This window comes from Nocardioides conyzicola (genome assembly GCF_039543825.1).
GTDB classification, from domain to species: domain Bacteria; phylum Actinomycetota; class Actinomycetes; order Propionibacteriales; family Nocardioidaceae; genus Nocardioides; species Nocardioides conyzicola.
In genome coordinates, this window is sequence record NZ_BAABKM010000001.1 from 396,463 (window position 1) to 423,177 (window position 26,715).

The 26,715-nt window shown below is 72.8% G+C and carries 28 protein-coding genes; 13 read left to right on the forward strand and 15 right to left on the reverse strand.

Annotation, left to right across the window (positions count from 1 at the left end):
* Position 1 precedes the first annotated feature (1 nt).
* Positions 2-619 carry a TetR/AcrR family transcriptional regulator gene (locus tag ABEA34_RS01945; RefSeq protein WP_345518676.1) on the forward strand — a complete coding sequence of 206 codons (618 nt, stop codon included), beginning with the start codon at positions 2-4 and terminating at the stop codon, positions 617-619.
* 1 nt (position 620) lies between these two features.
* Here ABEA34_RS01945 and ABEA34_RS01950 read toward each other — a convergent pair whose 3' ends face one another.
* From ABEA34_RS01950 to ABEA34_RS02010, 13 genes are all read right to left on the reverse strand, one after another.
* The gene (locus tag ABEA34_RS01950) at positions 621-2,138 is read right to left on the reverse strand and encodes a class I adenylate-forming enzyme family protein (protein WP_345518678.1); all 1,518 of its coding nucleotides are present in this window, start codon (positions 2,136-2,138) and stop codon (positions 621-623) included.
* Entirely contained in the window at positions 2,135-3,157 is a 1,023-nt protein-coding gene (locus ABEA34_RS01955; RefSeq protein WP_345518680.1) for an acyl-CoA dehydrogenase family protein, read from the reverse strand. The genes ABEA34_RS01950 and ABEA34_RS01955 overlap by 4 nt, the downstream gene beginning before the upstream one ends.
* Positions 3,154-4,362: an acyl-CoA dehydrogenase family protein gene (locus ABEA34_RS01960; RefSeq protein ID WP_345518682.1), complete on the reverse strand. Its 1,209-nt coding sequence runs from the start codon at positions 4,360-4,362 to the stop codon at positions 3,154-3,156. Before ABEA34_RS01960 ends, ABEA34_RS01955 begins: the two co-directional genes overlap by 4 nt.
* Before the next feature lie 127 nt (positions 4,363-4,489).
* Complete coding sequence (locus ABEA34_RS01965) at positions 4,490-4,990, reverse strand: flavin reductase family protein (protein ID WP_345518684.1); 501 nt, start codon at positions 4,988-4,990, stop codon at positions 4,490-4,492.
* Complete coding sequence (locus ABEA34_RS01970; protein WP_345518685.1) at positions 4,987-5,772, reverse strand: alpha/beta fold hydrolase; 786 nt, start codon at positions 5,770-5,772, stop codon at positions 4,987-4,989. Before ABEA34_RS01970 ends, ABEA34_RS01965 begins: the two co-directional genes overlap by 4 nt.
* A 4-nt stretch (positions 5,773-5,776) precedes the next feature.
* Positions 5,777-6,814: an LLM class flavin-dependent oxidoreductase gene (locus ABEA34_RS01975; RefSeq protein WP_345518687.1), complete on the reverse strand. Its 1,038-nt coding sequence runs from the start codon at positions 6,812-6,814 to the stop codon at positions 5,777-5,779.
* Positions 6,815-6,823: 9 nt separating this feature from the next.
* Positions 6,824-8,173 carry an LLM class flavin-dependent oxidoreductase gene (locus tag ABEA34_RS01980; RefSeq protein WP_345518689.1) on the reverse strand — a complete coding sequence of 450 codons (1,350 nt, stop codon included), beginning with the start codon at positions 8,171-8,173 and terminating at the stop codon, positions 6,824-6,826.
* Between the two features lie 40 nt (positions 8,174-8,213).
* A complete protein-coding gene (locus ABEA34_RS01985; RefSeq protein ID WP_345518691.1) occupies positions 8,214-9,038 on the reverse strand; it encodes an ABC transporter ATP-binding protein in 825 nt (274 codons plus the stop codon).
* Positions 9,035-9,898, reverse strand: coding sequence for an ABC transporter ATP-binding protein (locus ABEA34_RS01990; RefSeq protein WP_345518693.1), 864 nt, complete (start codon positions 9,896-9,898; stop codon positions 9,035-9,037). Before ABEA34_RS01990 ends, ABEA34_RS01985 begins: the two co-directional genes overlap by 4 nt.
* Entirely contained in the window at positions 9,895-10,785 is an 891-nt protein-coding gene (locus ABEA34_RS01995; protein WP_345518695.1) for an ABC transporter permease, read from the reverse strand. Before ABEA34_RS01995 ends, ABEA34_RS01990 begins: the two co-directional genes overlap by 4 nt.
* Position 10,786: 1 nt before the next feature.
* The gene (locus ABEA34_RS02000; RefSeq protein WP_345518697.1) at positions 10,787-11,788 is read right to left on the reverse strand and encodes an ABC transporter permease; all 1,002 of its coding nucleotides are present in this window, start codon (positions 11,786-11,788) and stop codon (positions 10,787-10,789) included.
* Positions 11,788-13,329, reverse strand: coding sequence for an ABC transporter substrate-binding protein (locus ABEA34_RS02005; RefSeq protein WP_345518701.1), 1,542 nt, complete (start codon positions 13,327-13,329; stop codon positions 11,788-11,790). The genes ABEA34_RS02000 and ABEA34_RS02005 overlap by 1 nt, the downstream gene beginning before the upstream one ends.
* A gap of 48 nt (positions 13,330-13,377) precedes the next feature.
* Positions 13,378-14,739 (reverse strand): LLM class flavin-dependent oxidoreductase, encoded by a 1,362-nt coding sequence (locus ABEA34_RS02010; protein ID WP_345518703.1) that lies wholly within the window; start codon positions 14,737-14,739, stop codon positions 13,378-13,380.
* A gap of 306 nt (positions 14,740-15,045) precedes the next feature.
* Here ABEA34_RS02010 and ABEA34_RS02015 point away from each other — a divergent pair, with 306 nt between their 5' ends.
* Both ABEA34_RS02015 and ABEA34_RS02020 read left to right on the forward strand, forming a co-directional pair.
* The gene (locus tag ABEA34_RS02015; RefSeq protein ID WP_345518705.1) at positions 15,046-15,924 is read left to right on the forward strand and encodes a LysR substrate-binding domain-containing protein; all 879 of its coding nucleotides are present in this window, start codon (positions 15,046-15,048) and stop codon (positions 15,922-15,924) included.
* Positions 15,924-16,460, forward strand: coding sequence for a cupin domain-containing protein (locus tag ABEA34_RS02020; RefSeq protein WP_345518707.1), 537 nt, complete (start codon positions 15,924-15,926; stop codon positions 16,458-16,460). The genes ABEA34_RS02015 and ABEA34_RS02020 overlap by 1 nt, the downstream gene beginning before the upstream one ends.
* A 7-nt stretch (positions 16,461-16,467) precedes the next feature.
* Here ABEA34_RS02020 and ABEA34_RS02025 read toward each other — a convergent pair whose 3' ends face one another.
* Positions 16,468-17,319, reverse strand: a complete 852-nt coding sequence (locus ABEA34_RS02025; protein WP_345518709.1) for a DICT sensory domain-containing protein — start codon at positions 17,317-17,319, stop codon at positions 16,468-16,470.
* A 77-nt stretch (positions 17,320-17,396) separates the two neighbouring features.
* On the opposite strand from ABEA34_RS02025, the gene ABEA34_RS02030 reads away from it, so the two are divergent.
* From ABEA34_RS02030 to ABEA34_RS02070, 9 genes are read left to right on the forward strand one after another with little or no spacing between them, the layout of a single operon-like run.
* Complete coding sequence (locus ABEA34_RS02030; protein WP_345518711.1) at positions 17,397-18,437, forward strand: polyprenyl synthetase family protein; 1,041 nt, start codon at positions 17,397-17,399, stop codon at positions 18,435-18,437.
* Positions 18,434-19,312, forward strand: a complete 879-nt coding sequence (locus ABEA34_RS02035; RefSeq protein WP_345518713.1) for a phytoene/squalene synthase family protein — start codon at positions 18,434-18,436, stop codon at positions 19,310-19,312. Before ABEA34_RS02030 ends, ABEA34_RS02035 begins: the two co-directional genes overlap by 4 nt.
* The gene (gene crtI / locus ABEA34_RS02040; RefSeq protein ID WP_345518715.1) at positions 19,309-20,916 is read left to right on the forward strand and encodes a phytoene desaturase family protein; all 1,608 of its coding nucleotides are present in this window, start codon (positions 19,309-19,311) and stop codon (positions 20,914-20,916) included. The genes ABEA34_RS02035 and crtI overlap by 4 nt, the downstream gene beginning before the upstream one ends.
* Positions 20,913-21,245 carry a lycopene cyclase domain-containing protein gene (locus tag ABEA34_RS02045; protein ID WP_345518717.1) on the forward strand — a complete coding sequence of 111 codons (333 nt, stop codon included), beginning with the start codon at positions 20,913-20,915 and terminating at the stop codon, positions 21,243-21,245. The genes crtI and ABEA34_RS02045 overlap by 4 nt, the downstream gene beginning before the upstream one ends.
* Entirely contained in the window at positions 21,242-21,577 is a 336-nt protein-coding gene (locus ABEA34_RS02050) for a lycopene cyclase domain-containing protein (RefSeq protein ID WP_345518719.1), read from the forward strand. Before ABEA34_RS02045 ends, ABEA34_RS02050 begins: the two co-directional genes overlap by 4 nt.
* The gene (locus tag ABEA34_RS02055) at positions 21,574-22,926 is read left to right on the forward strand and encodes a cytochrome P450 (protein ID WP_345518721.1); all 1,353 of its coding nucleotides are present in this window, start codon (positions 21,574-21,576) and stop codon (positions 22,924-22,926) included. Before ABEA34_RS02050 ends, ABEA34_RS02055 begins: the two co-directional genes overlap by 4 nt.
* Positions 22,923-24,077 (forward strand): glycosyltransferase family 2 protein, encoded by a 1,155-nt coding sequence (locus ABEA34_RS02060; protein WP_345518723.1) that lies wholly within the window; start codon positions 22,923-22,925, stop codon positions 24,075-24,077. The genes ABEA34_RS02055 and ABEA34_RS02060 overlap by 4 nt, the downstream gene beginning before the upstream one ends.
* Positions 24,077-24,562, forward strand: a complete 486-nt coding sequence (locus tag ABEA34_RS02065; RefSeq protein WP_345518725.1) for a glycosyl-4,4'-diaponeurosporenoate acyltransferase CrtO family protein — start codon at positions 24,077-24,079, stop codon at positions 24,560-24,562. Before ABEA34_RS02060 ends, ABEA34_RS02065 begins: the two co-directional genes overlap by 1 nt.
* Positions 24,559-25,383, forward strand: a complete 825-nt coding sequence (locus ABEA34_RS02070) for a phosphatase PAP2 family protein (RefSeq protein WP_345518727.1) — start codon at positions 24,559-24,561, stop codon at positions 25,381-25,383. Before ABEA34_RS02065 ends, ABEA34_RS02070 begins: the two co-directional genes overlap by 4 nt.
* On the opposite strand, the gene idi is transcribed toward ABEA34_RS02070, so the two are convergent.
* The gene (gene idi, locus ABEA34_RS02075) at positions 25,292-25,849 is read right to left on the reverse strand and encodes an isopentenyl-diphosphate Delta-isomerase (RefSeq protein WP_345518729.1); all 558 of its coding nucleotides are present in this window, start codon (positions 25,847-25,849) and stop codon (positions 25,292-25,294) included. The genes ABEA34_RS02070 and idi overlap by 92 nt on opposite strands.
* A gap of 55 nt (positions 25,850-25,904) precedes the next feature.
* Between idi and ABEA34_RS02080 the strand changes: the two genes are divergently transcribed.
* Positions 25,905-26,714, forward strand: a complete 810-nt coding sequence (locus ABEA34_RS02080) for a UbiA family prenyltransferase (protein ID WP_345518731.1) — start codon at positions 25,905-25,907, stop codon at positions 26,712-26,714.
* Position 26,715: the final 1 nt, after the last annotated feature.

Below are 26,715 nucleotides of genomic sequence, written 5' to 3' on the forward strand. Positions count from 1 at the left end.
GGTGTCCACTGCCCCGGTCCGGCGTACCCAGGCCGAGCGGCGGGCGACCACCCGCGCGGCGCTGCTCGACGCGACCATCGACGTCCTCGTCGACCACGGCTACTCCGGCCTCACGACCACGATGGTCTGCGAGCGGGCCGGGGTCACCCGGGGTGCCCAGGCGCACTACTTCGCCACCAAGGCCGACCTCGTGGTGCAAGCGCTCAGCCACCTCACCGACCGGCTGGTCGCCGAGCTCGTGTCGCAACCGATCGGGGTGGCCGACGGCCCCGAGAAGCAGTACGCCGCCCTGCTCAACCGGCTCTGGGAGATCTACACCGGTCCGGTGTCGCAGGCGCTGCTCGAGCTCTTCGTGGCCGCCCGCACCGACCCGGAGCTCAACCGCTCCCTGGTGCAGTTCGACGCCGCGGTCATGACGACGCTCGCCGACGCGGCCCGGCGGGTCGCCCCCGAGCTGGTGGCCCGACCCGAGTTCCCGACGGTGATGACGACGAGCATCTCGACGATCCGCGGGCTGCGGATGCTCCGCTCGGTCGCGAGCGAGCGCGCGGTCCAGCGGCTGTGGCCGCCCGCGCGCGACCAGCTGCTGCACGGCCTCCCGGGCGACGCCCGGTCCTAGGTCACTCGCGGACCAGCGCCCGCACCGCCTTGCGGTCGGTCTTGCCGACGCTGGTGTGCGGGACGGCGTCCACCACGATGATCTCGCGCGGGTACTTGTGCCGGGCGAGCCGCTCCTTGGAGTAGGCGATCAGGGCCTCGGCGTCGACGCCGGACGCGGGGTCGACGGACACGACCGCGACGACCTCCTCGCCCTTCTCCGCGTCCGGCCGTCCGACCACGGCGGCCGAGGTCACGGCCGGGTGGGTCATCAGGGCGTCCTCGACGTCGCGCGGGTAGACGTTGAAGCCGCCGCGGATGATCAGGTCCTTGATGCGGTCGACGATGTAGAGGTAGCCGTCGTCGTCGAGGTGGCCGATGTCACCGGTGTGCAGCCAGCCGTCGACGACCGTCTGCGCCGTGAGCTCGGGCGACTTCCAGTAGCCCTTCATCACGCCGGGACCGCGCACCCAGACCTCGCCGTCCTCCCCCGCCCCGAGCCGCTCGCCGGTGGGCGAGAAGATCCCGACCTCCGCGTGCGGCAGGGGCTTGCCGACGCTGCCGGCCCGCATGGCGTCCGGTGTCGACGCCGACACGACCGCGCTCGACTCCGTCAGGCCGTAGCCCTCCAGGATGAACGCACCGATCCGCTCCTTGACCTCCGTACGCAGGGCGTCGGGCAGCGGCGCGCCGCCGGAGCCGAAGGACACCAGCGACGACAGGTCGTAGTCCTCGACCGGCTCGGCCAGGATCATCGCCAGCATCGACGGCACGATCGGGCTGCTCTCGAGGCGGTGCTCCTGCACCAGCGACAGCCACCCGGGTGCGTCGAACCACCGCTGCATGACCGAGACCATCTGCTTCTGCGAGTGCATCCCGCCGACGGCCACGATCAGCCCGTAGGCGTGCGAGAGCGGCAACGGCAGCAGCGAGCGGGTCGTCCCCATCTTCTCGCCGACGGAGTGGATGCCGGCGCCACTGGCCCACAGGCCGCGGTGCGTGAGCATCACGCCCTTCGACCGGCCGGTGGTGCCGCCGGTGTAGAGCAGCGCGGCCAGGTCGTCGTCGTCCCGGGGCACGACCGGCAGCGGGTCCGCTGCCTCGAGCACGGCGTACGGCGTCGTGCCGGGTGTCGGCTCGGCCTCCTCGCCGACGACCAGGATGGTGAGGTCGAGCCCCTCCGACGAGCCGAGGATCAGCGGGAGCAGCTCGGGGGTCACCACGGCCGCGACGGCGCCGGAGTCCTCGAGGATGTGCCGCAGCTCGGGCGGGGTCTGCAGGAAGATCACCGGGGTCACCACGGCGCCGGCACGCCACACCGCCTGGTAGGTCACGAAGACCTCGGGGGTGTTCATCATCAGCACGACGACCCGGTCGCCGGGTTGGACTCCCAGGTCCCGCAGGCCTCCCGCGACGCGACGGCTGCGCTCGAAGAGGCTGCGGTTGGTGTGCCACTGCCCCTCGAAGAGCAGGGACTCGTAGTCGCCCTGCGCCTCGATGGAGCGCTCGTTGAGCAGCGCGAGATGGTGCGACCCGGTCATCGCGCTGCCCCGACGGACTCGGCCTCGACGGCCGCCGCGGCGGCGAGCGCGAGCCGGGCGACCTCGTCGAAGGCCCCGACGTCGTCGCCGAGCAGGAACCGGTCGACCTTGGCCCGTCGCCAGAAGAGGTGGGCGTCGTGCTCCCAGGTGAAGCCGATCCCGCCGTGCACCTGGATCAGCGTCTCGGCCGCGGCCTGCAGGGTGGTCGAGACCGCACCCTTGGCGGCCGCGGCGGCCAGCGGCAGCTCGTCGGGAGCCTGGTCGGCGGCCCAGGCGGCCCACCAGACCAGGGACCGCAGGTTCTCGATCTGCACGTAGACGTCGACCAGGGAGTGCTTGACGGCCTGGTAGGAGCCGATCGCGCGGCCGAATGCCTGCCGCTCCTTCGCGTACTCGATGCCGATCTCGAGCGCGCGGGCGGCGGTGCCGAGCCCCTCGGCCGCCAGGACCACCCGGCCGACGCGGAGCGCGTGGTCCCAGCGGAGCCGGGCGTCGGTGGCCACGACGTCACCGTCGGAGACGGACACCTGGCCGAGCCCGCGGGTGGGGTCCATGGGTGCGCGGGTGGTGACGGTGCCGGGACCGCACACGAGGTCGTCGCCGCGCAGGGAGAGGAACCGGTCGGCGCCGACCGCGTCCAGGGTGGGGCCGTCACCGTCGACGACGGCGTACGACGTGGAGCCGTCCGCCAGCGCCCGCAGGCGGTCGTCGTCGCCGGCGAGCAGCACGGCCGCGCGGGCGTAGCCCACGAAAGACGGGCCGGCGAGCACCCGGCCGGCCTGCTCGGCCACGACCGCGAGGTCGAGCAGCGACCCGCCGCCTCCCCCGAGGTCCTCCGGAACGGTGATGGTCGCGAAGCCGCTGGAGACCAGGGCCGCGCGTCCCGGCTGGGGCTCCGCACCGGCCGGGTCGTCGGAGTCGAGCATCGCCCGGGCGTCGGCCGGGGAGGCCGCGCCCCGCAGGAAGTCACCGGCCGCGGAGGCCAGGTCGCGCTGCTCGTCGTCGAGGTCGAAGTTCATCGGATGCTCTCCTTGAAGGTGATGCCCTTGTCGGCGCGCGGCTCGGCCGGCAGCCCCAGCACGCGCTCGCCGAGGACGTTGCGCAGCACCTCGTTGGTGCCGCCGGCGATCGCCATGCCGGGCAGCCCGGCCTGCGCGTCCTGCCAGCTGCTCGAGCCGTCGGCCGTCTCGGCGTACGCCGCGTCGTCCCCCAGCAGCCGCACCGACAGGTCGGCCAGGTCGCGGGCGACCTTGGTGCCTGCGAGCTTGCCGGCCGACGCCTCGGGGCCGGGAAAGGCGCCCTTGCTGATCGCCGACAGCAGCCGGTAGCCGGTGTAGCGGATGCCGAGCGTGTCCACGTAGGCGCGACCGAAGTCCTGGCGGACCAGGGCCTGCCGGTCGCTGGAGAGCCCGCCGATCTGGCGGGCGACGTGCTCGGCGACCGTGCTGGCGCTCATGCCGATCTCGGTGCCGCCGCCGCCCAGGGTCAGCCGCTCGCTCATCAGCGTCGTCAGCGCCACCCGCCAGCCGTCGCCGACGTCGCCGAGGCGCTCACTGTCGGGCACGACCACGTCGTCGAAGAACACCTCGTTGAAGTCGGCGCCGCCGCTCATCTGGCGCAGCGGCCGCACGGTCACGCCCTCGGCCTTCATCGGCACCACGAACATGGTGAGCCCGCGGTGCTTGGCGACGTCGGGGTCGGTGCGGGTGAGCACGATCCCGTAGTCGGCGAGGTGGGCCAGCGTCGTCCAGACCTTCTGCCCGGAGATCCGCCACGAGCCGTCCTCGGTCTGCACGGCCTTGGTGCGCAGGGCGGCGAGGTCGCTGCCCGACGCGGGCTCGCTGAAGAGCTGGCACCAGATGTCGTCGGCGCGCAGCAGCCGCTTGAGGTAGCGATCCTTCTGGTCGTCGCTGCCGTGGTGGATCACCGTCGGGCCGCACATCCCGATGCCGATCAGGTTGATCAGGCCGGGTACGCCGGCGCGCGACATCTCCTGGTCGATGATCGCCTGCTGCATGGGCGTGCCGCCCTGGCCGCCGGCCTCGACGGGCCAGGTGACGCCGACCAGTCCCCCGTCGTACAGCAGCGCCTGCCGCTGGCGGGAGACGACGTCGTCGAAGCTGCGCTGGTCGCGGCGCTGCCCGAGCTCGTCGCGGTGCTCCTCGATGAACGAGCGCACCGTGCTGCGCCAGGCGGCCTCGTCGGGGGTGTCCTCGAAGTCCATGCTGTCCTCTGCTGTCGGCCGGGCGCGCACTGCGCCGCCTGACGTGACCGGCGCCACATCATCCCCGTCAGCCTCGCACGATACTTATCGGCACTCAAGCATGTAACTGAAAAACCCGCACCCGTCGTCAGGCGAGCCGCTGCAGCCCGAACTGGCTGCGGTGGAAGACCAGTGGCAGCGAGTGGTCGACGTGCCGGACGGCGTGCAGCTCGAGCAGCACGATCGTGTGGTCCCCCGCCTCGAGCTCGCGGTAGATGGTCGTGTCGAAGGTGGCCAGCCCCTCGTCGAGCGTCACCGCGCCGTCGCTCGTCACGGTGACGTCGATGCCCGCGAACCGGCGGTCGACCGGACCGGCCAGCTGCCGGGCGACCGCCCCGTGGTGGTCCGCCAGGACCGTGACACCCAAGTGCGCCGACCGCCGCAGGTCGGGCCAGGTCTTCGAGGTGTTGGCGACGGAGAAGGACACCAGCGGCGGGTCGAGGCTGACCGAGGTGAACGAGCTCGCCGCCAGGCCGACGTACGCCCCGTCGACCTCGGCCGCGACCGCCACGACGCCGCTCGGGAAGATCCCGAACGCCTGGCGCAGCTCGGCCGGGTCGAGGTCCTGGTTGGTGGGGAAGGTCGTCACCAGGCGCTCGACTCGACGTCGATCACGGGCACGAGCTCCTGGCGGAGGGCCTCCAGGAACGTGACGACCTCGGCGGCGACCGACCGGTGCTGCTGGTCGTTGAGGACGTCGTGGTGCGCGCCCCGGACGACCGAGAGCCGGGCCTGCGCCAGCGAGGAGGCGGTCCGGGCGAGCGCCGGACGGTCCGCGAGCGGGTCGGCGTCGCCGACGAGGAACAGCTGCGGCAGGTCCAGTGCTGCGGCGTACGCCGCGGCGAGGAGCGGGTCGGGCAGCGGGGTGCCGAGCGTGCCCCGCTCGGCGTGCTCGGACAGCACCCCGCGGTGCACCGCACACGACGTGCGGACCTCGAGCTCGTCCTCCCAGGCGCCGCCGACCGCCGCGTCCTGCCCCGGCAGACCGGCGAGCACGACGGCGTCCGGCCACCAGGTCGCCAGCCGGTCGCTGCCGACGAGGAGCGCGGTCACGGCGGCAGCGCCCGCGTCGGCCGCGACGACGACGAGCGGCCGGACCAGGCCGTCGACCGAGGTCGCCTCGTCGACGGCGTCGCCGACGGAGACGGCCAGCGCGGCCAGCGACGCAGGCAGGTCGTCCGGGTCGATGGCGGGCGGGTCGACGACCTGCACCCGGTAGGCGTCGGCGGCGAGACGGGACGCGAAGCGGCGGTACGTCGCCCGCGCCTCACCCCGCCCCGGCACCACGACGACCGTGCCGCGGGTGCGCAGCCCGGCGGGCGGGTGGTAGGCGGCGTCGGCCTGGTCGACGCGCTCGGTGGTCTGGGTCATCGCTTCACACTCCTGCGAGCTGGCGCTCGGTCACGGGCTTCCAGCCCAGGGCGTGGGCCACCTCGGTCGCGATCAGCTCGAGGGCCCGGATCGCGGCGTCGTGGTCGGGTACGGCGGGGTTGAACTGGGTGATCAGGTCGGTCGCCACCGGCAGCACCTGCTCGCGCTGCAGCGCGAGCACGATCTCCTCCGGGTGGCCGTAGAACGCGTGGAAGCGGCGCAGCGCGTCCTCCACGTCGGCGACGGCCGGGAGCCCCCGGCCGGCGGCCATCCGGGTCGCCGCGGCGGTGACGTCGTCGGCGATCTGCGCGAGCGCCGTCCGCCGGTCGGCGGCCGGGAAGACGAACCGGGACAGGCCCACCCGGGGTCGCCGGGGCTGCTGCCAGGCGCCGAGGAACTCGTCGGCCCACGGCCGCTGCACCTCGTCGGTCGGGGCGTCGTAGCCGTAGGCGGCCCGGTTGAGCAGCAGGTTGGAGCCCTCGCCCGCGGCGTACGCCGCACCCGGGCCGCTGAAGACACCCTGCCAGATCCGGTCGCCGAAGCCGGCGGGCTGCGGCTGGATGCGGAAGCCCGGCGTACCGACCTCCTCGGCGGCGAGCGCCTGGCGGAGCACGGCGAGGTTCTCGCTGGTCAGCTCGCGCTTGCGCTCCAGGTCGCGACCGAAGGCGGCGTACTCGACGTCGCTGTAGCCGCTGCCGACCCCGATCTCGACGCGGCCGCCGCTGAGCGTGTCGACGACGGCGACGTCCTCGGCCAGCCGCACCGGGTCCTCGAGCGGCAGGATCGTGATCGCCGTGCCGAGCCGGATCCGGGTGGTCCGCGCCGCCGCGTGCGCGAGGAAGGTCCACGGTGACGAGAGGCCGCCGCCCCCGTCGGGCACGTGGTGCTGGGCGACCCAGCCGACGTCGAAGCCGAGCTCCTCGGCGACGACGAAGAGCTCCTGGGCGTTGCGGTACGTCGTGGTCAGGTCGCTGCCGCGCCCCTGCACGTGGGTCAGGAAGCCGAGCCGGAACCGCGGCGTCTCGGTGCTGTCGGTGCTCATCACGCCTCCTCAGGCGCCCACGGCGTCGACGTACTGACGCGCCTGGGTGTGTCGGTTGACCGGGATCGGCAGGCCGAGGTTGCCGCGCAGGGTGTCCGCCTCGTACTCGGTGCGGAAGAGGCCGCGCTGCTGCAGGATCGGCACCACCGAGTCGACGAAGTAGGCGAGCTCCTCGGTGGTCCGGAAGGCCAGGTTGATGCCGTCGAAGGTGCCGGCGCCGAACCAGGTCTCGATCCGGTCGGCGACCGTCGTCGGGGAGCCGACGAACGGCGACTGGCGGAAGTCCGCGGCCGACTCGGCGACCTGCCGCAGCGTCAGGTTGTCGCGCCTGGCCCGCTCGATGATCTTGGTCGCGGCGGTCCGACCGCCCTTCTCGGCCAACGCGGCGACGTCCGGGAACGGTGCGTCCAGGTCGTGCTGGCTGAAGTCGTAGGCACCGAACGACCTGCCGAGCAGCGCGAGGTGACGGTCGAGGTCGTTGTCCTCGGCGGCGATCTCGCGCTCACGGCGCTGGGCCGCCTCGTCGGTCGGCGCGACGACCGGACCGCCGTGGATGAAGATCTTGATGTGGTCGGGGTTGCGGCCGTACGACGCCGTGCGCCGCTTGATGTCGGCGTAGTACTCCTGCGCCGACTCCAGCGTGCCGCCGGGCGCGTAGATGCCTTCCGCCACCCGGGCGGCGAGGTCGCGACCCTCCTCGGACACCCCGGCCTGGAAGATCACCGGCTGCCCCTGCGCGGAGCGCGACACGTTGAGCGGGCCGGCGACCTTGAAGTGCTCGCCCACGTGGTTGAGCTCGTGGAGCTTCGTCGGGTCGAGGAAGACATTGGCCGCCACGTCGGCCGGGAACGCGTCGTCCTCGTAGGAGTCCCACAGCCCCCGGGCCACCTCGACGAACTCCAACGCACGGCCGTAGCGCGTGGTGTAGTCGGCGTGCTCGTCGAGCCCGTAGTTGCGCGACGTGCCGGTGTCGAAGCTGGTGACGACGTTCCACCCCGCACGGCCGCCGCTGATCAGGTCGAGCGAGGCGAACCGGCGGGCCAGGTTGAAGGGCGAGTTGTACGTCGAGCTCGCGGTGCCGACCAGGCCGACGTGCCGGGTGTGCGTGGCCACCGCCGAGAGCAGGGTCAACGGCTCGAGCCGGTTGAGGTAGTGCGCCGGGTAGGTCGCGTTGATGAACTGGCTGTCGACGATGAAGAGCGCGTCGAAGAGAGCGTGCTCGGCCGCCTGCGCCTGCTGGATGTAGTAGTTGATGTCGATGCTCGCGTCGTGGGCGACACGGGGGTCCTTCCACAGTCCGTGCTGGCCGGGGCCGCCGACGCCGTACGGGTGGAGGGCGAGGTGGAGCTTGCGGGACATGCCGGTTCCTCTCTGCTGTGAGGGTGGGGACGAGGTCGGGTCAGGCGCTGAGCAGCGCCCGGAGCTCCTCGCGCTCGGCGCGGGTGGCGGAGGCGTCGCGGAGGGTGGGAGCGGAGCTGACGAGCAGGCGCGTGTAGGGGTGCTGCGGCTCGTTGATCACGGCCGCGGCCGCACCGACCTCGACCAGCTCGCCCTGGTAGAGCACGGCGATCCGGTCGGCGATCCCGGCCACGGAGCCGAGGTCGTGGGAGATGAAGACCAGCGCGACGCCGTCGTCGCGCAGCTCCTTGAGGATCTCGAGCACCTGGACGCGGTTGGCCGAGTCCAGGGCGCTGACCGGCTCGTCGAGCACGATCAGCCGCGGCTCGGTCACCAGCGCACGCGCGACCGCGACGCGCTGGCGCTGGCCGCCGGAGATCTCGCCGGGCACCTTGGGCAGCAGGTCCGCCGACAGGTGCACGCGGTCCAGCAACGTGCGGGCCCGGACGCCCGCCTCACGTCGCGACACCCCCTGGATCAGCAGGGGCTCGGCGAGCGACTCCTCGACCGTCAGGTCGGGGTCGAGGCTGCGCAGCGGGTCCTGGAAGACGTACTGCACGACGCCGCGACGCCGCAGCCGACGCCACTGGCGCTGGCGGTGGTCGGTGACGTCCTCGCCCTCGATGAGGATCCGCCCGCCCGAGGTCGGCACCAGCCCGAGCACGGCACGCGCCAGGGTCGACTTGCCCGACCCCGTCTCCCCGATCAGGCCGACGGTCTCGCCGGCGGACACGTCGAGGGTGACGCCGTGCAGCGCCTGACGACGTTTGCGGCGCAGGCCGTAGTGGACCTCGAGGTCGCGGACCTGGAGCACGGGAGTGGTCATGACGCCTTCTCCTTGCTGACGTACTTCTGGAGCCCGTACTGCTCGTGCTCGTCGATGAGCAGACGGGTGTACTCGTGCTCGGGCCGGTAGAGCACCTGCGCGGTGGGGCCGTGCTCGACGACGTCGCCGTCGCGCATCACGAGGACCTCGTCGCACAGCTGGGCCACGACGGCCAGGTCGTGGGAGACCACGACGAGAGCGAGCCCGGCACTGTCGCGCAGGTCGGCGAGCAGGTCGAGGATCTCGGCCTGCACGGTCACGTCGAGGGCCGTGGTCGCCTCGTCCGCGATCAGCACCTGCGGGTCGGCGGCGCACGCGGCGGCGATCAGAATCCGCTGCAGCATGCCGCCCGACAGCTCGTGCGGGTACTGGCTGTAGACCAGCTCGGGATGACGCAGGTGCACGGCCTCCAGGAGCTCGATCGCGCGGTCGCGGGCCGCGCGCCGCTTGAGACCCTTCTTGACGCGCAGCACCTCGGCGACCTGCGGACCGACCTGGATCGACGGGTTGAGGTACGACGCCGGGTCCTGGAAGACCGCGCTGATCGTGCTGCCGCGCAGGGCCGTCCACTCGCGGCTGCCGAGCGTCGAGATGTCCGTCCCGGCGATCTCGATGCTGCCGGACGTGACCGCGAGGTTGGCCGGCAGGATGCCGAGGGCAGCCCGGCACGTCAGGGTCTTGCCGCTGCCGGACTCGCCCACGACCCCGACGACCTTGCCGGGCGTCAGCTCGAGGCTGATCCCGTGCACGATCTCGGCGCCGGTGTGGGGGTTGCCGATGTGTACGTCGCGCAAGGTGAGCACGGGCTCGGCGGCGTCCACGGGGCGTACGGCGGTCGGCTTCTCGGACACGAGGGTCATCGGGCACCTCCGAGGGGAGCTGTGGTGGTCGGGTCGCCGGCGGACCGCACGTCGCGCCGGTGGGTGACGAACGCCCGGCCGGCCTCGCCGGAGACGTCGCGGATGGCGTCGGCGAGCAGGTTGCTGGCCCAGACGGTGAGCATGATCAGCAGCGCCGGAGCCAGCGGCGCCCACGGCTGGTAGTCGAGGTAGCCGAGGTCCGAGGCGAGCAGGCCGCCCCAGGTCGGCGCCGGCGGCTGCACGCCGATCCCGAGGAAGGTGAGGCTCGAGACGATGATGAAGCCGACGCCGATCGTCTGCGCGAGGGCGATCGCGATCGGCGGCAGCACCTTGGCCCACACGTGCCGGCGCACCACCCAGCCCACCGAGGCGCCCGCGATGATCGCCGCCTCGACGTACTGCGACCGCGCGACGGCGAGCGTGGCGGCCCGGGAGACCCGGTAGAAGAGCGGCGAGACGAGCACGCCGGTGACGAGCATCGCCTGGGTGAGACCGTTGCCGAGCAGGGCGGTCACGGCGACCGCGAAGAGCAGGAACGGCAGCGCCACGAGGGTGTCGGCCAGCCGCAGCGTGCTCCACTCGAAGACCCGGCCCAAGTAGACCGACAGGATGCCGGGGACCGCGCCGACGCCCAGCGCGACGAGGGCCACCTCGAGCGACGCCAGCACGCTGACCCGGGAGCCGTCGAGGAGACGGCTGAAGGTGTCACGGCCGAGGTAGTCGGTGCCCAGCCAGTGCGACCAGGACACGCCGGCCAGGGTGTTGTCGCTGACGGCCAACGGGTCCTGCGGCGCGAGCAGCGGGCCGAGCGCGGCCAGCAGCGCGACGAGGAAGAGCAGCCCGACGGCGATGCGTCCGGACGGGAGGGAGAGGACCCGGCGTACCACGTCACACCCCCCGCTGCGAGGCCGGCGTGACCCGGGCGAGGACGAGGTTCACGACCAGGTTGAAGGAGACGACCATCAGGATCGACACCACGAGCACTCCCTGCACGGCGGGCACGTCCCCGGCCTGCGCCGAGTCGTTGGCGAAGCGGCCGAAGCCCTGGAGGCCGAAGATCCACTCGGTGACCACGGAGGCCCCCACGAGCGCCGGGAACTTCAGGCCCAGCGTCGCGACCGCCGGCCCCATGGCGTTGCGGAGCACGTGGACGAAGAAGATCCGGCGAGCGCCGAGGCCGCGCACCAGCGCGCCCGACACGTAGTTCTCGCGGTACGCCGCGATCAGCCCGCTGCGCAGCTGCCGCGCGACGTCGGCGACGACGTCGAAGCTCAGCGCCAGCGCCGGCAGCAGGATGTGCGACAGCCACGGGGAGAAGCCGTCCGCCAGCGGGACGTAGCCCGCCGACGGGAACCAGCCCAGCCCCACCGCGAAGACCGTCACCAGCACGATGCCGACGACGAACGCCGGCATCACCGAGACGACGGTGACGAAGCCGGTGATGGCGCGGTCGACCCACGTCGTACGCCGGACCGCCGCCACCGTGCCCAGCACGAAGCCGGCGACGATCCCGATCCCCATCGCCAGCAGGGCGATCGACACGCTGACGCCGAGGCCCAGGCCGATCATCGTCGAGACGTCGGCGCCGTTGACCCAGCTGGTGCCGAGGTCGCCGTGCAGGACGCCGGTGAACCACTCCCAGTACTGCTGGAGGAACGGCTGGTCCAGGCCCCACTGGCTCTCGACACGGGCGACGGCCTCCGGGGTCGCGTCCTCACCGAGCTGGATGTGGGCCGGGCTGAGCCCGCTCAGGGAGCGCAGCGCGAAGGTCACGAACGTCGCCAGCAGGAAGACCGGGACCACGATGGCCACCGACTTGGTGACCGTCACCAGGGTGCGGGCGGCACCGTGCCGCACCCTGGTGACGGTGACCGGGCTCACGACGGCCATCAGCCGTCCCCGATCGTCACGCCGGTCCAGTCGACGTGGCCGGGGATCGGGAGCAGGTCGGAGATCGACTTGTCCTTCGTGAAGAGGTTCGGCGACGAGTACGTGAAGACCAGCGCGCCGCTCTCGAGACCCGCCCGCGTCGCCGCCTGCAGGACGTCGGAGTAGTCGGCCGCGTCGAGCGGCGTCTGGCGGACCTTGGCGACGGCCGCCTCGAAGCCCGCGGGCTCGTACGGCGTGCTCAGGTTGAGCGGGCCGTTCGGGCCGAAGTGGGCCGTGAGCGTCTGGACCGCCGAGTCGCGACCGGTGGTGCCGTAGAGCGAGAGCGTCAGGTCCTTGGCGAAGAACGGCGTCGCCCAGTTCTTGTCGACCTTGATCTCGACGTCGATGCCGACCGCGCCGAGCTGGGACTGGACGATCTCGGCCTCCGGGGTGGCCGCCGGGATCACCAGGTCGAGCTTGATGTCGCCCTTCTGGTAGCCGGCCTGGGCGAGCAGGTCCTTCGCCTTCTCCGGGTCGTACGGGTAGGCGTCCGCGGACTGCGGGTCGTAGGCGACGTACTCCTTGGGGAAGGGCTGGTTGGTGGCCTCGCCGTACCCGAAGGTCAGCTTGTCCACGAACTCCTGCCGGTCGACCGCGTAGCGCACGGCGTCGACCACCAACGGGTTGTCGAACGGCTTCTTGTTGATGTTCAGGCTGATGTTCGACGCGTTGAAGCCCGGCTGGACGAAGACGTCGAGCCCGGCCTTCTTGGCCGCCTCGGCCTGGCTGGGGTCGAGGTCGGCGAAGTTGTAGACGCCGGTCTTCAAGCCGTTGACCACCGTCGACGCGTCGGGGGCGGAGACGAGCTCCACCTTGTCGATGTGGATGTTGTCGGCGTCCCAGTAGTCCGGGTTCTTCTCGAGCACCGCCTTGGTGCCGGGCACCAGCTGGGTCACCTTGAAGGGACCCGCACCGACCGGCGACTGGTCGAGCTTCTCCGGGTCGGCGGCCGCCTTGGGGCTGGCCACCTGGAGCACGCGCTCCCCCAGCAGCTGCGGGATCTGGTAGTCGACCTGGCTCAGGTCGAGGACGACGTCCAGGCCGTTCGCGGTGACCGTCTTGATCGACGTGAGGTCACCGAAGAGCGCGGAGTTCTTCTGCTTCTGCGCCCGCTCGATCGCGTCCTTGATCGCGGTGCCGTCGACCGGCGTGCCGTCGCTGAACGTCAGCCCCTTGCGGAGGTGGAAGGTGACCTGGTCGCCCTTGTCGTTGTAGTCCCAGCTCTCGGCCAGGTCGGGGACGGCCTTGCCGTCCTTGTCGGTGCGCGTCAGCGAGGCATAGACCAGCGCGAGCTGGCGGAACTGGGCGCCGCTGCCCGAGACCACCGGGTCCCAGTGGGCGGGGAAGTAGGAGGAGGCCCACTTCAGGGTGGCGTCGCCCCCGCTGGCGCCGGAGGCGGTGCTGTCGCCGCCGCACGCCGCGAGGGTGGTCGAGAGCGTGAGGGCGAGCACCGCGCCGAGCGCGGCACCGCGGAGGCGGCGGGTGGTGTGTCGCAGGGACATGATCGTTCTCTCTTGTGGAAGGCCCGAGGATGGAGTGGGTCGGAAGGGTCAGGAGACGAGCACGGGCTCGTCCTGCGGGGCGGCCGCCCGCGCCGCGGCGTACCGGTTCTCGGGCTCGGGGAGGCCGAGGTTGCCGCGCAGGGTGGACGACTCGTACTCACGGCGTACGACGCCGCGCTCGCGCAGGATGGGCAGCACCCGGTCGGTGAAGAGCGCGAACTCGCTGGGCACGTTGACCGAGATGTTGATGCCGTCGAACGCACCGGCGTCGTACCAGGCCTGGATCGCGTCGGCCACCGTCTCGGGAGAGCCGACGAACGGCGAGCTCCACGACTGGCTGAACCGCTCGACCACCTGCCGGAGCGAGAGGTTCTCGTCGCGGGCGAGCTTGCTGATCGCGTTGGCCTGCGTGCGGAAGCTGCGCTCCCCGGCGTCCCGGACGTCCGGGAAGGGGGCGTCCAGGTCGTAGACGGTGAAGTCGTGCCAGCCGAACGGGCGACCCAGCTCCTTGAGCGCGCGCTCGAAGCTCTTGCTGCCGAGGATCGCGTCCTGCTTGGCCCGGGCCTCCTCGTCGGTCTCGCCGATGATCGGGAAGATGCCCGGCATGACCAGGACGTTCTCCGGGTCGCGGCCCTTGGCCGCGGCCCGGTCGCGCAGCTCGGTGCGGAAGGCCTGCGCCTGCTCGAGCGTGGCGGCGTGCGTGAAGATCGCGTCGGCGATCTCGGCGCCGAGGTCCCGACCCTCCTCCGAGTCGCCGGCCTGGAAGATCACCGGGTGCGCCTGCGGCGAGCGCTCGAGGTTGAGCGGGCCGACGACCGAGAAGTACTCACCCCGGTGGTCGAGCGCATGCAGCTTGGTCGGGTCGAGGAAGACTCCGGCCTCCTTGTCGCGCGGCAGCGCGTCGGGCTCGTAGGAGTCCCAGAGACCCTGCGCGACCCGCACGTGCTCGAGCGCCCGGCCGTAGCGGGTCGCGTAGTCGTAGTGCTCGTCGCGGCTGTAGTTGCCGGCGGTGCCGGCGTCGCCGCTGGTGACGACGTTCCAGCCCGCGCGACCGCGGCTGATGTGGTCCAGCGAGGCGAACCGCCGGGCCAGGTTGAAGGGTGAGTTGTACGACGTGGTCGCGGTGCCGACCAGCCCGATGTTGCGGGTCTGCAGGGCGAGCGCCGAGAGCAGCGTGAGCGGCTCCAGCCGGCTGAGGTAGTGGTGCGGCGAGTCCGGGGTGATGAACTGGCTGTCGACGATGAAGACCAGGTCGAACTTGGCCGCCTCGGCCTCCTGGGCACGAGCGACGTACCAGTCGATGTCGACGCTCGCGTCGGCCGGGATCTCGGGGTCGAGCCAGGTGCGGTGCTGGCCCGGACCGCCGACTCCGAGGAGGACGGCGCCGAGCTTCAGGGTGCGACGGGACATGGGGGACCTCTCAGTGGGACCGTGGGGAGATGGCGCGCAGATCACGCGGCGCGGACCTGCGGGTCCGGCCGTGCGAGGAGGAGAGTCAGGAAGCGGCGGTCAGTGACCGTGAGACGCGGCACGACACACTGCGGCCTCGCAGCGAGCGAGGTCCATCCAGCGGCGACAGGTCAGCATCGGCTGCTGCGAGGCCTGCTGCTGGTTCATGGTCATGAGCATGACGGCGGCTTCCCGGGAGTGTCCAACGATGAATCGTGATGGCGATCCATCAGCGTGCGTGATGCTTAGTCTAGTAGTCTCATAGACATGAGCCACATACTGGACATCGCGCCGCTGCGCAGCCTCGTGGCAGTGGCCGACCGGGGCGGCTTCCAACGGGCCGCGACGTCCCTCCACCTCAGCCAGGGCGCCGTCAGCCAGCACGTGCGCCGCCTCGAGACCGCCGTCGGCCGACCGCTCGTCGAGCGGAGCGGCCGGGGGTCGCGCTTCACCCCCGACGGCGAGCAGCTGCTCTCGCACGCCCGGCGCATCCTGGCGACGCACGACGAGGCGCTGCGCAGCTTCGGCGTCGAGACCGAGGAGACGCTGGTGATCGGCTCCACCGAGCACGCCGCCGCCCAGCTGCTCCCCTACCTCGCCGCGGCGCTCGAGGAGTCGCTGCCCGACTACAACGTGAAGTTCCGCATCGACCGCGGCACCGCGCTGCGCGAGGGCGTCGCGGCCGGCCGGCTCGATCTCGCCCTGCTCCTCGGACCCGCCGACGACGCCCGCGCGACACCGGTCGGTGAGCTCGAGCTCACCTGGTACGCCGCACCCGGCTGGGTCCGCCCGCCCGACCCGCTCCCCCTCGTCGCCTTCGACGCGCCCTGCGCGCTGCGCAGCCGCGCCCTCGAGGCGCTGTCGGAGGCCGGCGTCGCCGCCGTCGTCGGCGCCGAGGCCAACCAGCTGGCCGGCGTCCACGCCGCCGTCAGCGCCGGCCTGGGCGTCGCGCTGATGGCGACCCTCGGCCACACCCCGCTGGGCGTGGAGGCCAGGGACGACCTGCCGCGCGCCCACCCGCTGCCGCTCGCCGTCTGGGCGCGCGAGGGGCTCGGTGCCGACATCGCGCCGCTCGCCGCCGCCGCGCTGCACCGTCTGCTCACCGACCCCCGGGTCACCGATCTCGCCTACGCCGAAGGAGCCTGATGTCCACCCCCCACGCCCCCAAGCACGTCCGCGCCGGGTCCACCGACAGCGAGCTGGTCCGTACGCCGAGCGGGGTGCTGGTGCCCGCGGTCATCGACCCGTTCCACCGCGCCCTGCACCGGGTCGCGCCCAGCGGGCTGATCGGCCAGACGACCCAGACCGCCGGCATGAAGCGGCTCGAGGCGATCAGCGGCAAGACCGTCGGCGCCCAGCACCTCTGGATGGGCCAGACCCACGTGCCGGCGTCCACGGCCTCCGCCAACCACCACCACGGCGCCTCGGAGACCGCGATCTACGTCGTCTCCGGCAACCCGGCCTTCGTCTTCCTCGACGTCGACGGCGACGAGCCGACCGAGACCCGGATCGAGGCCGGGCCCGGCGACTACATCTTCGTGCCGCCGTACGTCCCCCACCGCGAGGAGAACCCCGACCCCGACACCGAGGCGGTCGTGGTCATCGCGCGCACCAGCCAGGAGGCCATCGTGGTCAACCTCGACGGCCTGGACTGGTCGGGCGTCGACCTGCGCGACACCTGAGGCGAGGTCACCGCGACGCGTCGAGGTAGGCCATCGTCCGGTTCAGCAGGCCCGAGGCCCGCAGCAGGTCGGCGGACGCACCCGGGGGCTCGTCGTCGAGCGCGCGGAGGTCGGCCGGACGCCAGTCGGGCCGGTAGGCGTCGGCCAGCGTCGCCGCCACCCGGCTCGCGTCGCGCACCACGCGGGGGTCGACGGTCCACACGGCGTCGAAGCACCGGCGTCCGTCGGGGACGCCCTCCTGCCCCGGCCGCTCCACTGCTGCCAGGCACGCAGGCAGGTCGGGCGCGTCGCAGACGACGACCCACTCCCGGTTGAGCGGGGCGTCTGGGGGCAGCCCCACCTCGATCGGCAGGCCGGGGGCCGATGCCACCGCGACGGCCCCCTCGGCGAAGACGACCGCCGCCCGGGCGGTGCGGGCGAGCTCCACCCAGCGCGCCCGCGAGGCACGCAGGAAGGTGTCGCGCTGGAAGGCCCCGAAGAGCAGCGGCTCCTCGGCCCGCGCACAGCACTCGTCCTCGACGGCGTGGCTCAGGGCGACCAGACTGGCCTTCGACAGCTCCTGCGTGGACAGCGTCGGGTGCCACCGGCGCAGCTCGGCGTAGACGGACCGGGGCTGGACGGACTCGGTCACGACCCGGCGGACGGCGGTCTCCAGGGCGAGCCCGGAGTCGCGGTGCCGCACCACCTCGAGCACGGCGGCGACCTCGGACTCGGCGTACCGCCGGTGCCCTCCGGCCATCCGCGCCGGCCTCGGGAACCCGTGCCTCGACTCCCAGCTGCGCAACGTCGCAGACGGGACGCCGGTCCGCCGGGCCAGGTCGCCGATCGTCAGCGGATGCTTCAGTTCTTGGCGGTCCATGGCATCCTCTTCACATTGCCCAAGTTATTCTCCAAGTCTTGCATAGGTTTGTTCGACACCCGCACGAGGAGATCGTCGTGACGCCACGCACCACCGATGAGGCACTGCACCGGCTGCTGCGCGACGGCCAGACCCGCGCGGCGGCGATCGACCCCGCACACGCCCGCCTCTGGGAGGCCGTCGCGGCCGCGACCGAGGGCGGCAAGCGGTTCCGGCCGGCGCTGGTGACCGCCGCCCACGACGCGCTGGGCGGCACCAGCCCGGAGGCTGCGGCGACCGTCGGGGCGGCCGTCGAGCTCCTCCACACCGCGTTCGTCATCCACGACGACGTGATCGACGGCGACGACGTACGACGCGGCCGCCTCAACGTGAGCGGCACCTTCACGTCGCGGACCCTAGCGGCCGGCGCCGGCCCTGACGAGGCAGCGGGCCTCGGACGCGCCGCCGGCATCCTGGCCGGCGACCTGGCCCTGGCGGCCGCGATCCGTGCGGTCGCGACGTGCGGGGCCGCCACCGACGTGACGCACCGGGTGCTGGACCTCTTCGACGCGGCCCTCCACACGACCGCGGCCGGCGAGCTGGCCGACGTCCGGTTCGCGCTCCACCTCGACCCGGCCTCGCTCTCCGCGAGCCTGGCGATGGAGGAGCAGAAGACCAGCGCCTACTCCTTCGCGCTTCCGCTACAGGTCGGAGCGGTGCTCGCCGGGGCGGACGAGCCCACCGTGGCCCGGCTCGGGGAGGCCGGGCTGATGCTCGGGGTCGCGTTCCAGCTCGTGGACGACCTCATCGGCGTCTTCGGTGACCCGGCGCAGACCGGCAAGAGCGTGACCAGCGACCTGCGGTCACGCAAGCAGACACCGCTGCTGGTGCACGCGACCTCGACCCCCGAGTGGGAGGAGATCCGGACGTACGTCGGACGCGACCTCACCGAGGTGGAGCTGGGCGAGGCCCAGCGGCTGCTCACGACCTGCGGCTCTCGCGACTTCGTGGACGAGCTCGCCGGGACCCACCTCGCTCGCGCGAGCAGCCTCCTCGACGAGATCGGCATCTCCGCCGACGTGATCCCGGTCGTCGCCGCGTGCCTCCCGGCGCGGGCCGCCGAGGGGGTGGCGGCATGAACTCCCTGCTCGTCAGCCGCCCGCCCGCACGCACGCTCTACGACTCGGTCTCCGAGGGCAGCGCGGCGATGGTCATCCGCCGCTACTCGAGCTCGTTCGGCCTGGCGTCCCTGCTGCTGGCCAAGCCCGTGCGCACGCAGGTGCGCAACGTCTACGCGCTCGTCCGGGTCGCCGACGAGATCGTCGACAACCCCGACCCGGGACTCGGGCGCGCACCGCGCGAGCAGATGCTGAGCTCGCTGCAGGACGACGTACGACAGTCCCTGGAGACCGGCTACAGCGGCAACCTCGTCGTCCACGCGTTCGCCCGCACGGCGATCGGGTGCGGCATCGATGCCGACCTCATCGACCCGTTCTTCGCCTCGATGCGGATGGACCTGGACACCACCGTCCACACGCCGGAGAGCTTCGGCCGCTACGTCTACGGCTCCGCCGAGGTGGTCGGGCTGATGTGCCTGCGGGTCTTCCTCTCGGCCGATCACGACCGCGACCGCGAGTACGCCCGGCTCGCGCCGGGAGCGCAACGGCTCGGCGCGGCCTTCCAGAAGCTCAACTTCCTCCGCGACCTCGCCGATGACCATGACGTGCTGCGCCGCAGCTACTTCCCCGGCCTCGACGTCGACGGGTTCTGCGACGCCGACCGCGACGGCATCCTCGACGACATCGCGGCCGACCTCGATGCGGCCGCGGTCGTCATCCCGTTCCTGCCGACGAGCAGCCGGCGCGCCGTCGTGGCCGCCCACGCGACGTTCGCCGAGCTCGCTGCCCGGCTCCGGGCCACCCCGGCGAGCGACATCCTCCGCTCCCGCGTCCGGGTGCCCGACCCGGTCAAGGTCCGCGTCGTGGCCGGCGCCCTGTACGGGGGCCGCACATGAGCGCCCTGATCGACGACCTGTCCGCTGCCGGGGCCTCGGCAGGAGGATCCGACCAACGCCAGGTCGTGGTCATCGGCGGCGGGATCGCCGGCCTCGCCACCGCGGCCCTGCTGGCCTCGCGCGGCTACAGCGTCGACCTCCTCGAGAAGAACGACGACCTCGGCGGTCGCGTCGGCAGCATCGAGCAGGACGGCTTCCGCTTCGACACCGGCGCCTCGTGGTACCTGATGCCCGAGGTCTTCGAGCACTTCTTCTCCCTGCTCGGCACCACGGCCGCCGCGGAGCTCGACCTGACCGTGCTCGACCCGAGCTACCGCGTCTGGTTCGAGGGCCACCCCGAGCCGGTCGACATCCGTCCCGACCGCGACCACAACCGCGCCCTCTTCGAGTCCATCGAGCCCGGCGCCGGTGAGCGGTTCGACGCCTACCTCCGCTCCGCCGAGGACACGTACGACGTCGCGCTGCGCCGCTTCCTCTACAACAACTTCGACGCGCCGACGACGCTGCTGCACCCCGACGTCGTACGCCGGGGCCTGCGGCTGAGCCGGCTGCTGACCCGGTCGCTCGGCAGCCACGTGGCGTCCCAGTTCTCCGACAACCGACTCCGCCAGGTGCTGGGCTACCCCGCGGTCTTCCTGGGGTCGTCGCCGGGCCGCGCCCCGAGCATGTACCACCTGATGAGCCGGCTCGACCTCGGCGACCGGGTGCTCTACCCCCAGGGCGGGTTCACCCGGCTGATCGAGGCGATCGCGGGCCTCGCCGAGCGTCACGGAGCGCGGCTGCACACCGGCGCCGCGGTCACGAGCATCCTGACCGGAGGCAGCGGCCGCCGGGCCCGGGTCACCGGCGTGGAGGCGACCTTCGACGGCGACCGCCGTACGTTCTCCGCCGACGTGGTCGTCGGCGCTGCCGACCTCCACCACATCGAGACCGCGCTGCTCCCCCGCCCGCTGCAGACCCATCCGCGCCGGACCTGGCAGCACCGGTCACCCGGGCCCGGCGCAGTGCTGGCGATGCTCGGTGTCGAGGGACGGCTCCCCCAGCTGCCCCACCACTCGCTCTTCTTCACCGCGGACTGGGACCAGAACTTCGGCGACATCTTCGGCCCCGACGCCCGCGTCCCCGACCCCGCGTCGGTCTACGTCTGCAAGCCGTCCGAGACCGACCCCACCGTCGCGCCCGAGGGCTCCGAGAACCTCTTCGTCCTGGTGCCCGTGCCCGCCGACGTGGAGATCGGCCGGGGTGGTCCCGACGGCACCGGCTCCGAGACCGTCGAGCGCACGGCCGACGCGGCGATCGACCAGGTGGCGGCTTGGGCCGGGATTCCCGACCTGCGGGACCGCATCCGCGTGCGGCACACGGTCGGGCCGGACGACTTCGCCCAGCGCTACAACTCCTGGCAGGGCGGGGCGCTGGGTCTCGAGCACACCCTGCGCCAGAGCGCCTTCCTCCGGCCCGGCAACGTGTCGTCGAAGGTCGACGGACTGCTGTACGCCGGCGCCAGCACGGTGCCTGGCGTGGGCCTCCCGATGTGCCTGATCAGCGCGGAGCTGGTGCTGAAGCGGCTCAGCGGCGACCGCTCAGCAGTCCCGGTGCCCGGATGAGCCTCCCCCACTGGTCGTACGTCGCGATGCTGGCCTTCTGCCTCGTCGGCACGCTGCCGCTCGTCGTGCTGTTCCGGCTCGGCGTGCTGCGGCAGCCGACGCGACTGGTCCTGACGATCCTCGCGGGCGGCGTGCCGTTCCTGGTCTGGGACCTCTACGCCACCTCGGCCGGCCACTGGCGGTTCGACGCGGACCAGACACTGCCCTGGCGGGTGGCCGACCTCCCTCTGGAGGAGATCGGCTTCTTCGTCGTCATCCCCCTCGTCTCGGTGCTCACCTTCGAGTCCGTCCGGGCGGTCGCGGCCCGCCGTCGCCAGGAGCTCGGGTGACCTACACGGCGATCTGCGTCGTCGCGGTGCTGGCCGTCGTCGTCCTCGACCGCTGGGTGGCGCGCACGCGCCTCACCAGCACGAGGACCTGGTGGACGGCGTACGCGATCATCGTCTTCTTCCAGCTCCTGACCAACGGATGGCTCACCGGTCGCGGCATCGTCCGCTACGACCCCGACACGATCATCGGCAGCGGCGACGTCACCTTCGTCGGGGACGGACGGCTGGTCTACGCGCCGGTCGAGGACCTGGCCTTCGGCTTCGCCCTCGTGCTGACGACCTGTGTGGCCTGGGTGTGGCTGGGCAGGCGGACGGTCGAGAGGACGCCGTGAGCGTCTCGACCCGGCTGAAGGCGATGCAGCCCACCGACATCGGGATCGCCGGACCGAGCTCGCTGGACATGGCCCGCGCCTTCCGGTCGATCCGTGCCGACCCGTTGTCCTTCCTCACCGAGGTCACCGAGAGGTACGGCGACGTGGTGTCGTTCCCCGTCCCCGGGCCGCCGGCCCTGCTGGTCAGCGACCCCGACGGCGCCCGCCAGGTGCTGCAGACCTCGGCCCGGCACTGGGGCAAGCAGACCGTGCAGTACGCCGCGCTGGCCCGGGTGACCGGTCCCGGCCTCCTCGCCTCGTCCGAACCGACCTGGCTCGAGCACCGACGTCTGGCCGCACCGGCGTTCCACCACCAGCGGCTGCTGGCCGTGGGCCACCAGGTGGGTGCCGCGGCGGACGCCGCCGTCTCCGGCCTCCGGGGCGCCGGCCCGGGCACACCGATGGACGTCGCCGCGCTCACGCACCGCATCGGTCTCGACGCCGTCGGGCGGGCACTCTTCTCCACCGACCTGTCCGGGCACGCCCAACGCCTGCTCGACGCGACGAGCGAGGCGGCGACCCTGGTGGTCCGGCTGGGTCGGTCCGTGCTGCCGACCGCGACGTGGGCGCCGACGCCGACCAACGTCCGGCTGCGCGCCACCCGGCGGCGCCTGGCCGCCATCTCCGCCGACCTGATCGCGGAGCGACGCCGACGCGGCGCCCACGGCGACGACCTCCTCGGGCTCCTCCTGGCGAGCGGCCTCAGCGACACCCAGATCTCCGACGAGCTGGTCACCATGGTGATCGCCGGGCACGAGACCGTCGCCGCAGCGCTGGCGTGGACGCTGATGCTGCTGGCGGAGGACCAGCCGGCGCAGGACCGGGTGCGCGCCGAGCTCGCCGGGCACGATGGCCCGGTGTCCCTGCTCGGGCACCGGGAGACGCTGCCCTGGACGCGGGCGGTCGTCGACGAGGCGCTGCGGCTCTACCCACCCGCCTGGGCGCTGTCGCGCCGCTCGACCCGGGACGACGTGGTCGCCGGTCACCCGGTCCCCGCAGGCACCCTGGTCATCGTCAGCCCGTGGCTGGTGCACCGCCGCGCCGAGACCTGGGCCGACCCGCTCGCGTTCCGGCCGCAACGCTTCCTCGGCGCCGGTGCGACGCTGCCGGGCTACCTGCCGTTCGGCCAGGGCCCGCGCCTGTGCATCGGGCGGGAGTTCGCGCTCGGCGAGATGGTCGTCGTGCTGAGCCGGCTGCTCACGGCGTACCGCGTCGACGTGCCGCATGGCTGGTCGCGCCCGCGGCCGGAGGCGCAGGTCGCCGTGCACCCGCGCGGCGGCATGCCGCTCCTCGTCAGCCCGCTGGCATGACCGACCTGGTCGTCGCGACGCTTCTGCTGGCCGCGCTGCTGGGCGCGGGCCGGCTGCTCGGCGACCTCCGGACGCTGCCCCGCGGAGGCAGGTCGGAGGGGCAGACGGCCGGCGTCTCGGTGGTCGTCCCGGCGCGCGACGAGGAGGCCACCCTCCCGGCGCTGCTCGAGTCCGTGTGGGGGCTCGAGGTCGCCGTCCGCGAGGTCGTGGTCGTCGACGACGGCTCGCGGGACACGACGGCCGCGGTGGCCCACGCCCTCGGCGCGACCGTCCTGCCCGCGGGCGACCCACCGCCGGGCTGGACCGGCAAGGCCTGGGCCTGCCACGTCGGCGCCCGGGCGAGCAGCGGTGACGTCCTGCTCTTCCTCGACGCCGACACGAGGCTGGCCCCCGACGCGCTGGGCGGGCTGCTGCAGGTGCACGACGCGTACGGCGGGCTCGTGTCGGTCCAGCCCTTCCACACCGCCGTGCGGCCCTACGAGCAGCTGTCGGCCTACTTCAACGCCGTCGGGGTCCTCGCCACCGGGCTGTTCCGCCGCCGGCCGCGCGGCCGGGTCATGGCGTTCGGCCCGTGCCTGCTGACCTCCCGGGCGGACTACGAGCGGGCGGGCGGCCACGCCGTCGTCCGCGCCGAGATCCTCGACGACGTCCGGCTGGCGGCTGCCTACCAGCGGGCCGGCCTGCCGGTGACGTGCGCCGTCGGCGGCCGCTCGGTGCAGATGCGGAGCTACCCGGGCGGCTTCCGGCAGCTGGCCTCCGGCTGGACCAAGAACTTCGCCTCCGGGGCATCGGCCGCGGCACCCGGGCCCACCCTCGGCGCCGTCGCCTGGGTCAGCGCGCACCACGCCGTCGCGGTCGGCGCCGTCCTCGCCCTGGCAGGAGCGCTGACCGGGAGCGACGTGGCGCCGACGTACGGCGCTCCTGCGCTGTGGGCCGTCGGCTGGGTGGTCGTCGCCTGGCAGCTGAGGTCGGTGCTGCGCCGGCTCGGGACGTTCCGCTGGTGGACCTGGGCGCTGTTCCCCGTCCCGCTGCTCGTCTTCGACCTCGTCTTCGCGCGTTCGCTGGTCCGCACGGTGCTCCGTCGCTCGGTGCGGTGGCGCGGACGCGACGTACCTCTCGGCGGTCGCGGTCCGGTCGAGGAGGGTGCCTGATGCTCCGGCTCGTGATGCCCCAGGCCCTGACCGTCCTCGTCGACATCGTCGCGTGGGGCGTCTTCCACGCCGCCACCGGCTACGCCGCGCACCGCCTCGACGACCGACGGCTGGCGCGCGACGGGTGGCTGCTGCGCCAGCGGCCCTTCGAGGACCGCGGCCGCTGGTACCGGCGCCGGCTGCGGATCCACCGCTGGAAGGACCGGCTCCCGGACGCCGGCGACCTCTTCCGCGGCGGGATGAGCAAGCGGCACGTCCCGACGTACGACGTCGCCGGGCTGGAGACGTTCGCCCGGGAGACCCGCCGGGCCGAGCTGGCCCACTGGTGGGCCCTCTTCTGCGGACCGCTCTTCGTCCTCTGGAACCCCCCGCTCGCGGCGGTGCTGCTCATCGCGTACGGCGTGCTGGTCAACCTGCCGTTCATCGTCATCCAGCGCTACAACCGGTTCCGGATCGACGCGCTGATGGATCGGCGGGGGCGGTGACCGGCGCGGGCGACCGGCACGGCCCCGTTGCCCAGCTGTTGATCGCGTGGTCTCCGCTGAGCGGGATCCTCGTCGCCTACGCCGTGGCCCAGTGGATCAACACCCCGCTCGCGGACGGCGGCGCCACCAACCGCCTCGGCTTCGGTCTCCATGTCGCGGGGCCACCGCACGCCGACAGCGCCGTCTTCGGTGTCGTGCCGTCGGTGTGGCTCCAGCAGCACCTGGTGGACGGGTCGACGCACTGGTACGACGCCGTCGCCGCCCTCGTCTATGCCACGCACTTCTTCTCCATCCCTCTCCTGACCGGCGTCGCCTGGTTCCGGATGCGGGACCGGTTCGCCGCCTGGCTGACGGCCGTCCTCACCTTCACGGTCGTCGGGGTGTCCGGGTACGTCCTCTACCCGGCGGCACCACCCTGGCTGGCGTCCGAGCAGGACCAGATCGGCACCGTCGACCGCATCTCCCGCTTCGGCTGGCACTTCCTCGAGCTCGACCCGATCGCGAGGCTCAGCGCGCTCGGGCAGGGCGAGAGCAACCCGGTGGCGGCCATGCCGTCGCTGCACGCCGGAGCCGCACTGCTCGTGGCGCTGTTCCTCTGGCCCGTGGTCGGCAACGGGTGGCGGGCCGCACTGCTTCTCTACGTGGCCCTGATGGCGCTGACGCTCGTGTACACCGGCGAGCACTACGCGGTCGACGTGGTCGCCGGGTGGGCGACCGCGGGGATCGCGGTCACGGTCGGAGCGCGGTCCAACCGTCGACGGCCTCGATCTCCGCGACCTGCTCCAGCAGCCAGGGGCTCAGCGCCCATGGCGCGGAGCTGACGGCCGCGCGCAGCTCGGCCAGCTCGACCCAGCGGGACTCGGCCGCCTCGTCGGGGTTCAGGACCGGCTCGTCGGTGCAGCGGACGGCGTACACGGGGCAGAGCTCGTTCTCGACGATGCCGCCGGCATCCACGGCCCGGTAGCGGAACGACGGCAGCAGGCAGACGGGCTCGAGGACCGCCATCCCCAGCTCGTGCCGGGCGTAGCGGTGCAGGGCGTCGACGGACTCCTCACCGGGACGCGGGTGCCCGCAGAAGGAGTTGGTCCAGACCCCGGGCCACGTCGGCTTGGTGACGGCCCGCCGGGTCAGCAGCAGCCGGCCGGCGGCGTCGAACACGTAGCAGGAGAAGGCCAGGTGCAGCGGGGTGTCGGTGCTGTGCACCGTGGCGCGGGGCGCCGTACCGCTGGGCCGTCCGTCGTCGTCCAGGAGCACGACGAGGTCTGCGGGGTCCGCCTGCACCACCATCTGGTTGTTCTCGCCTCTGCTAGGTCCCCGCCACGACTCTGCCTACAGTACCCAGATGGAGCCAGCGGCAACGGTCGTGGCTCTGGTGCGCTCAGCGCACCCCGGCCCGGCCCTCGCCGTGACCGTCCTCGCCGTGGCCCTCGCCGTCTCCGCGGACCTCTCGGGCGGCCGGGTCGCCCTGGTCGCCGGCGCCGTCGCCGCCGGGCAGCTGTCGGTCGGCTGGTCCAACGACCTCATCGACCGCCACCGTGACCGGCAGGTCGGTCGGTCCGACAAGCCTCTTGCGACCGGTGCCCTGTCGGCCACCCTGACGGCCCGCGCGTGCGCCATCGCGGTCGCGGCCACCGTCGTGCTGTCGCTCCTGTGCGGCCTCGTCGCCGGCGTGGTCCACCTCGGCTGTGTCGCCGTCGCCTGGGCCTACAACCTCGGCCTGAAGTCGACGCCCTTCTCCTGGCTGCCCTACGCGCTGGCCTTCGGCGGACTGCCCGTGTTCGTGGAGCTGGCGGACCCCGGAGCGGGACCACCACCCCTGTGGATGCCGGTCTCCGCCGCACTCCTCGGCGTCGGCGCCCACCTGGTCAACGCCCTGCCCGACCTCGCCGACGACGAGGCGACCGGCGTACGCGGCCTCCCCCACCGGCTCGGCCCGCGCCGTACCCGGTGGCTCGCCGTCGCGGTGCTCGTCCTGGCCTCGGTGGTGATCGTGCTCGGATCGGCTGCGGTGCCGGTCTGGCTGGTCGTCGTCGTCCTCACGGCGGTCGCCGGGCTCGGAGTCGTCGCGCTCGTCGCCGACGGGCGCACACCCTTCCAGGCCGCGATCGGGATCGCCCTCGCCGACGCCGTCATGCTGGTGGCCGGGCGGTGAG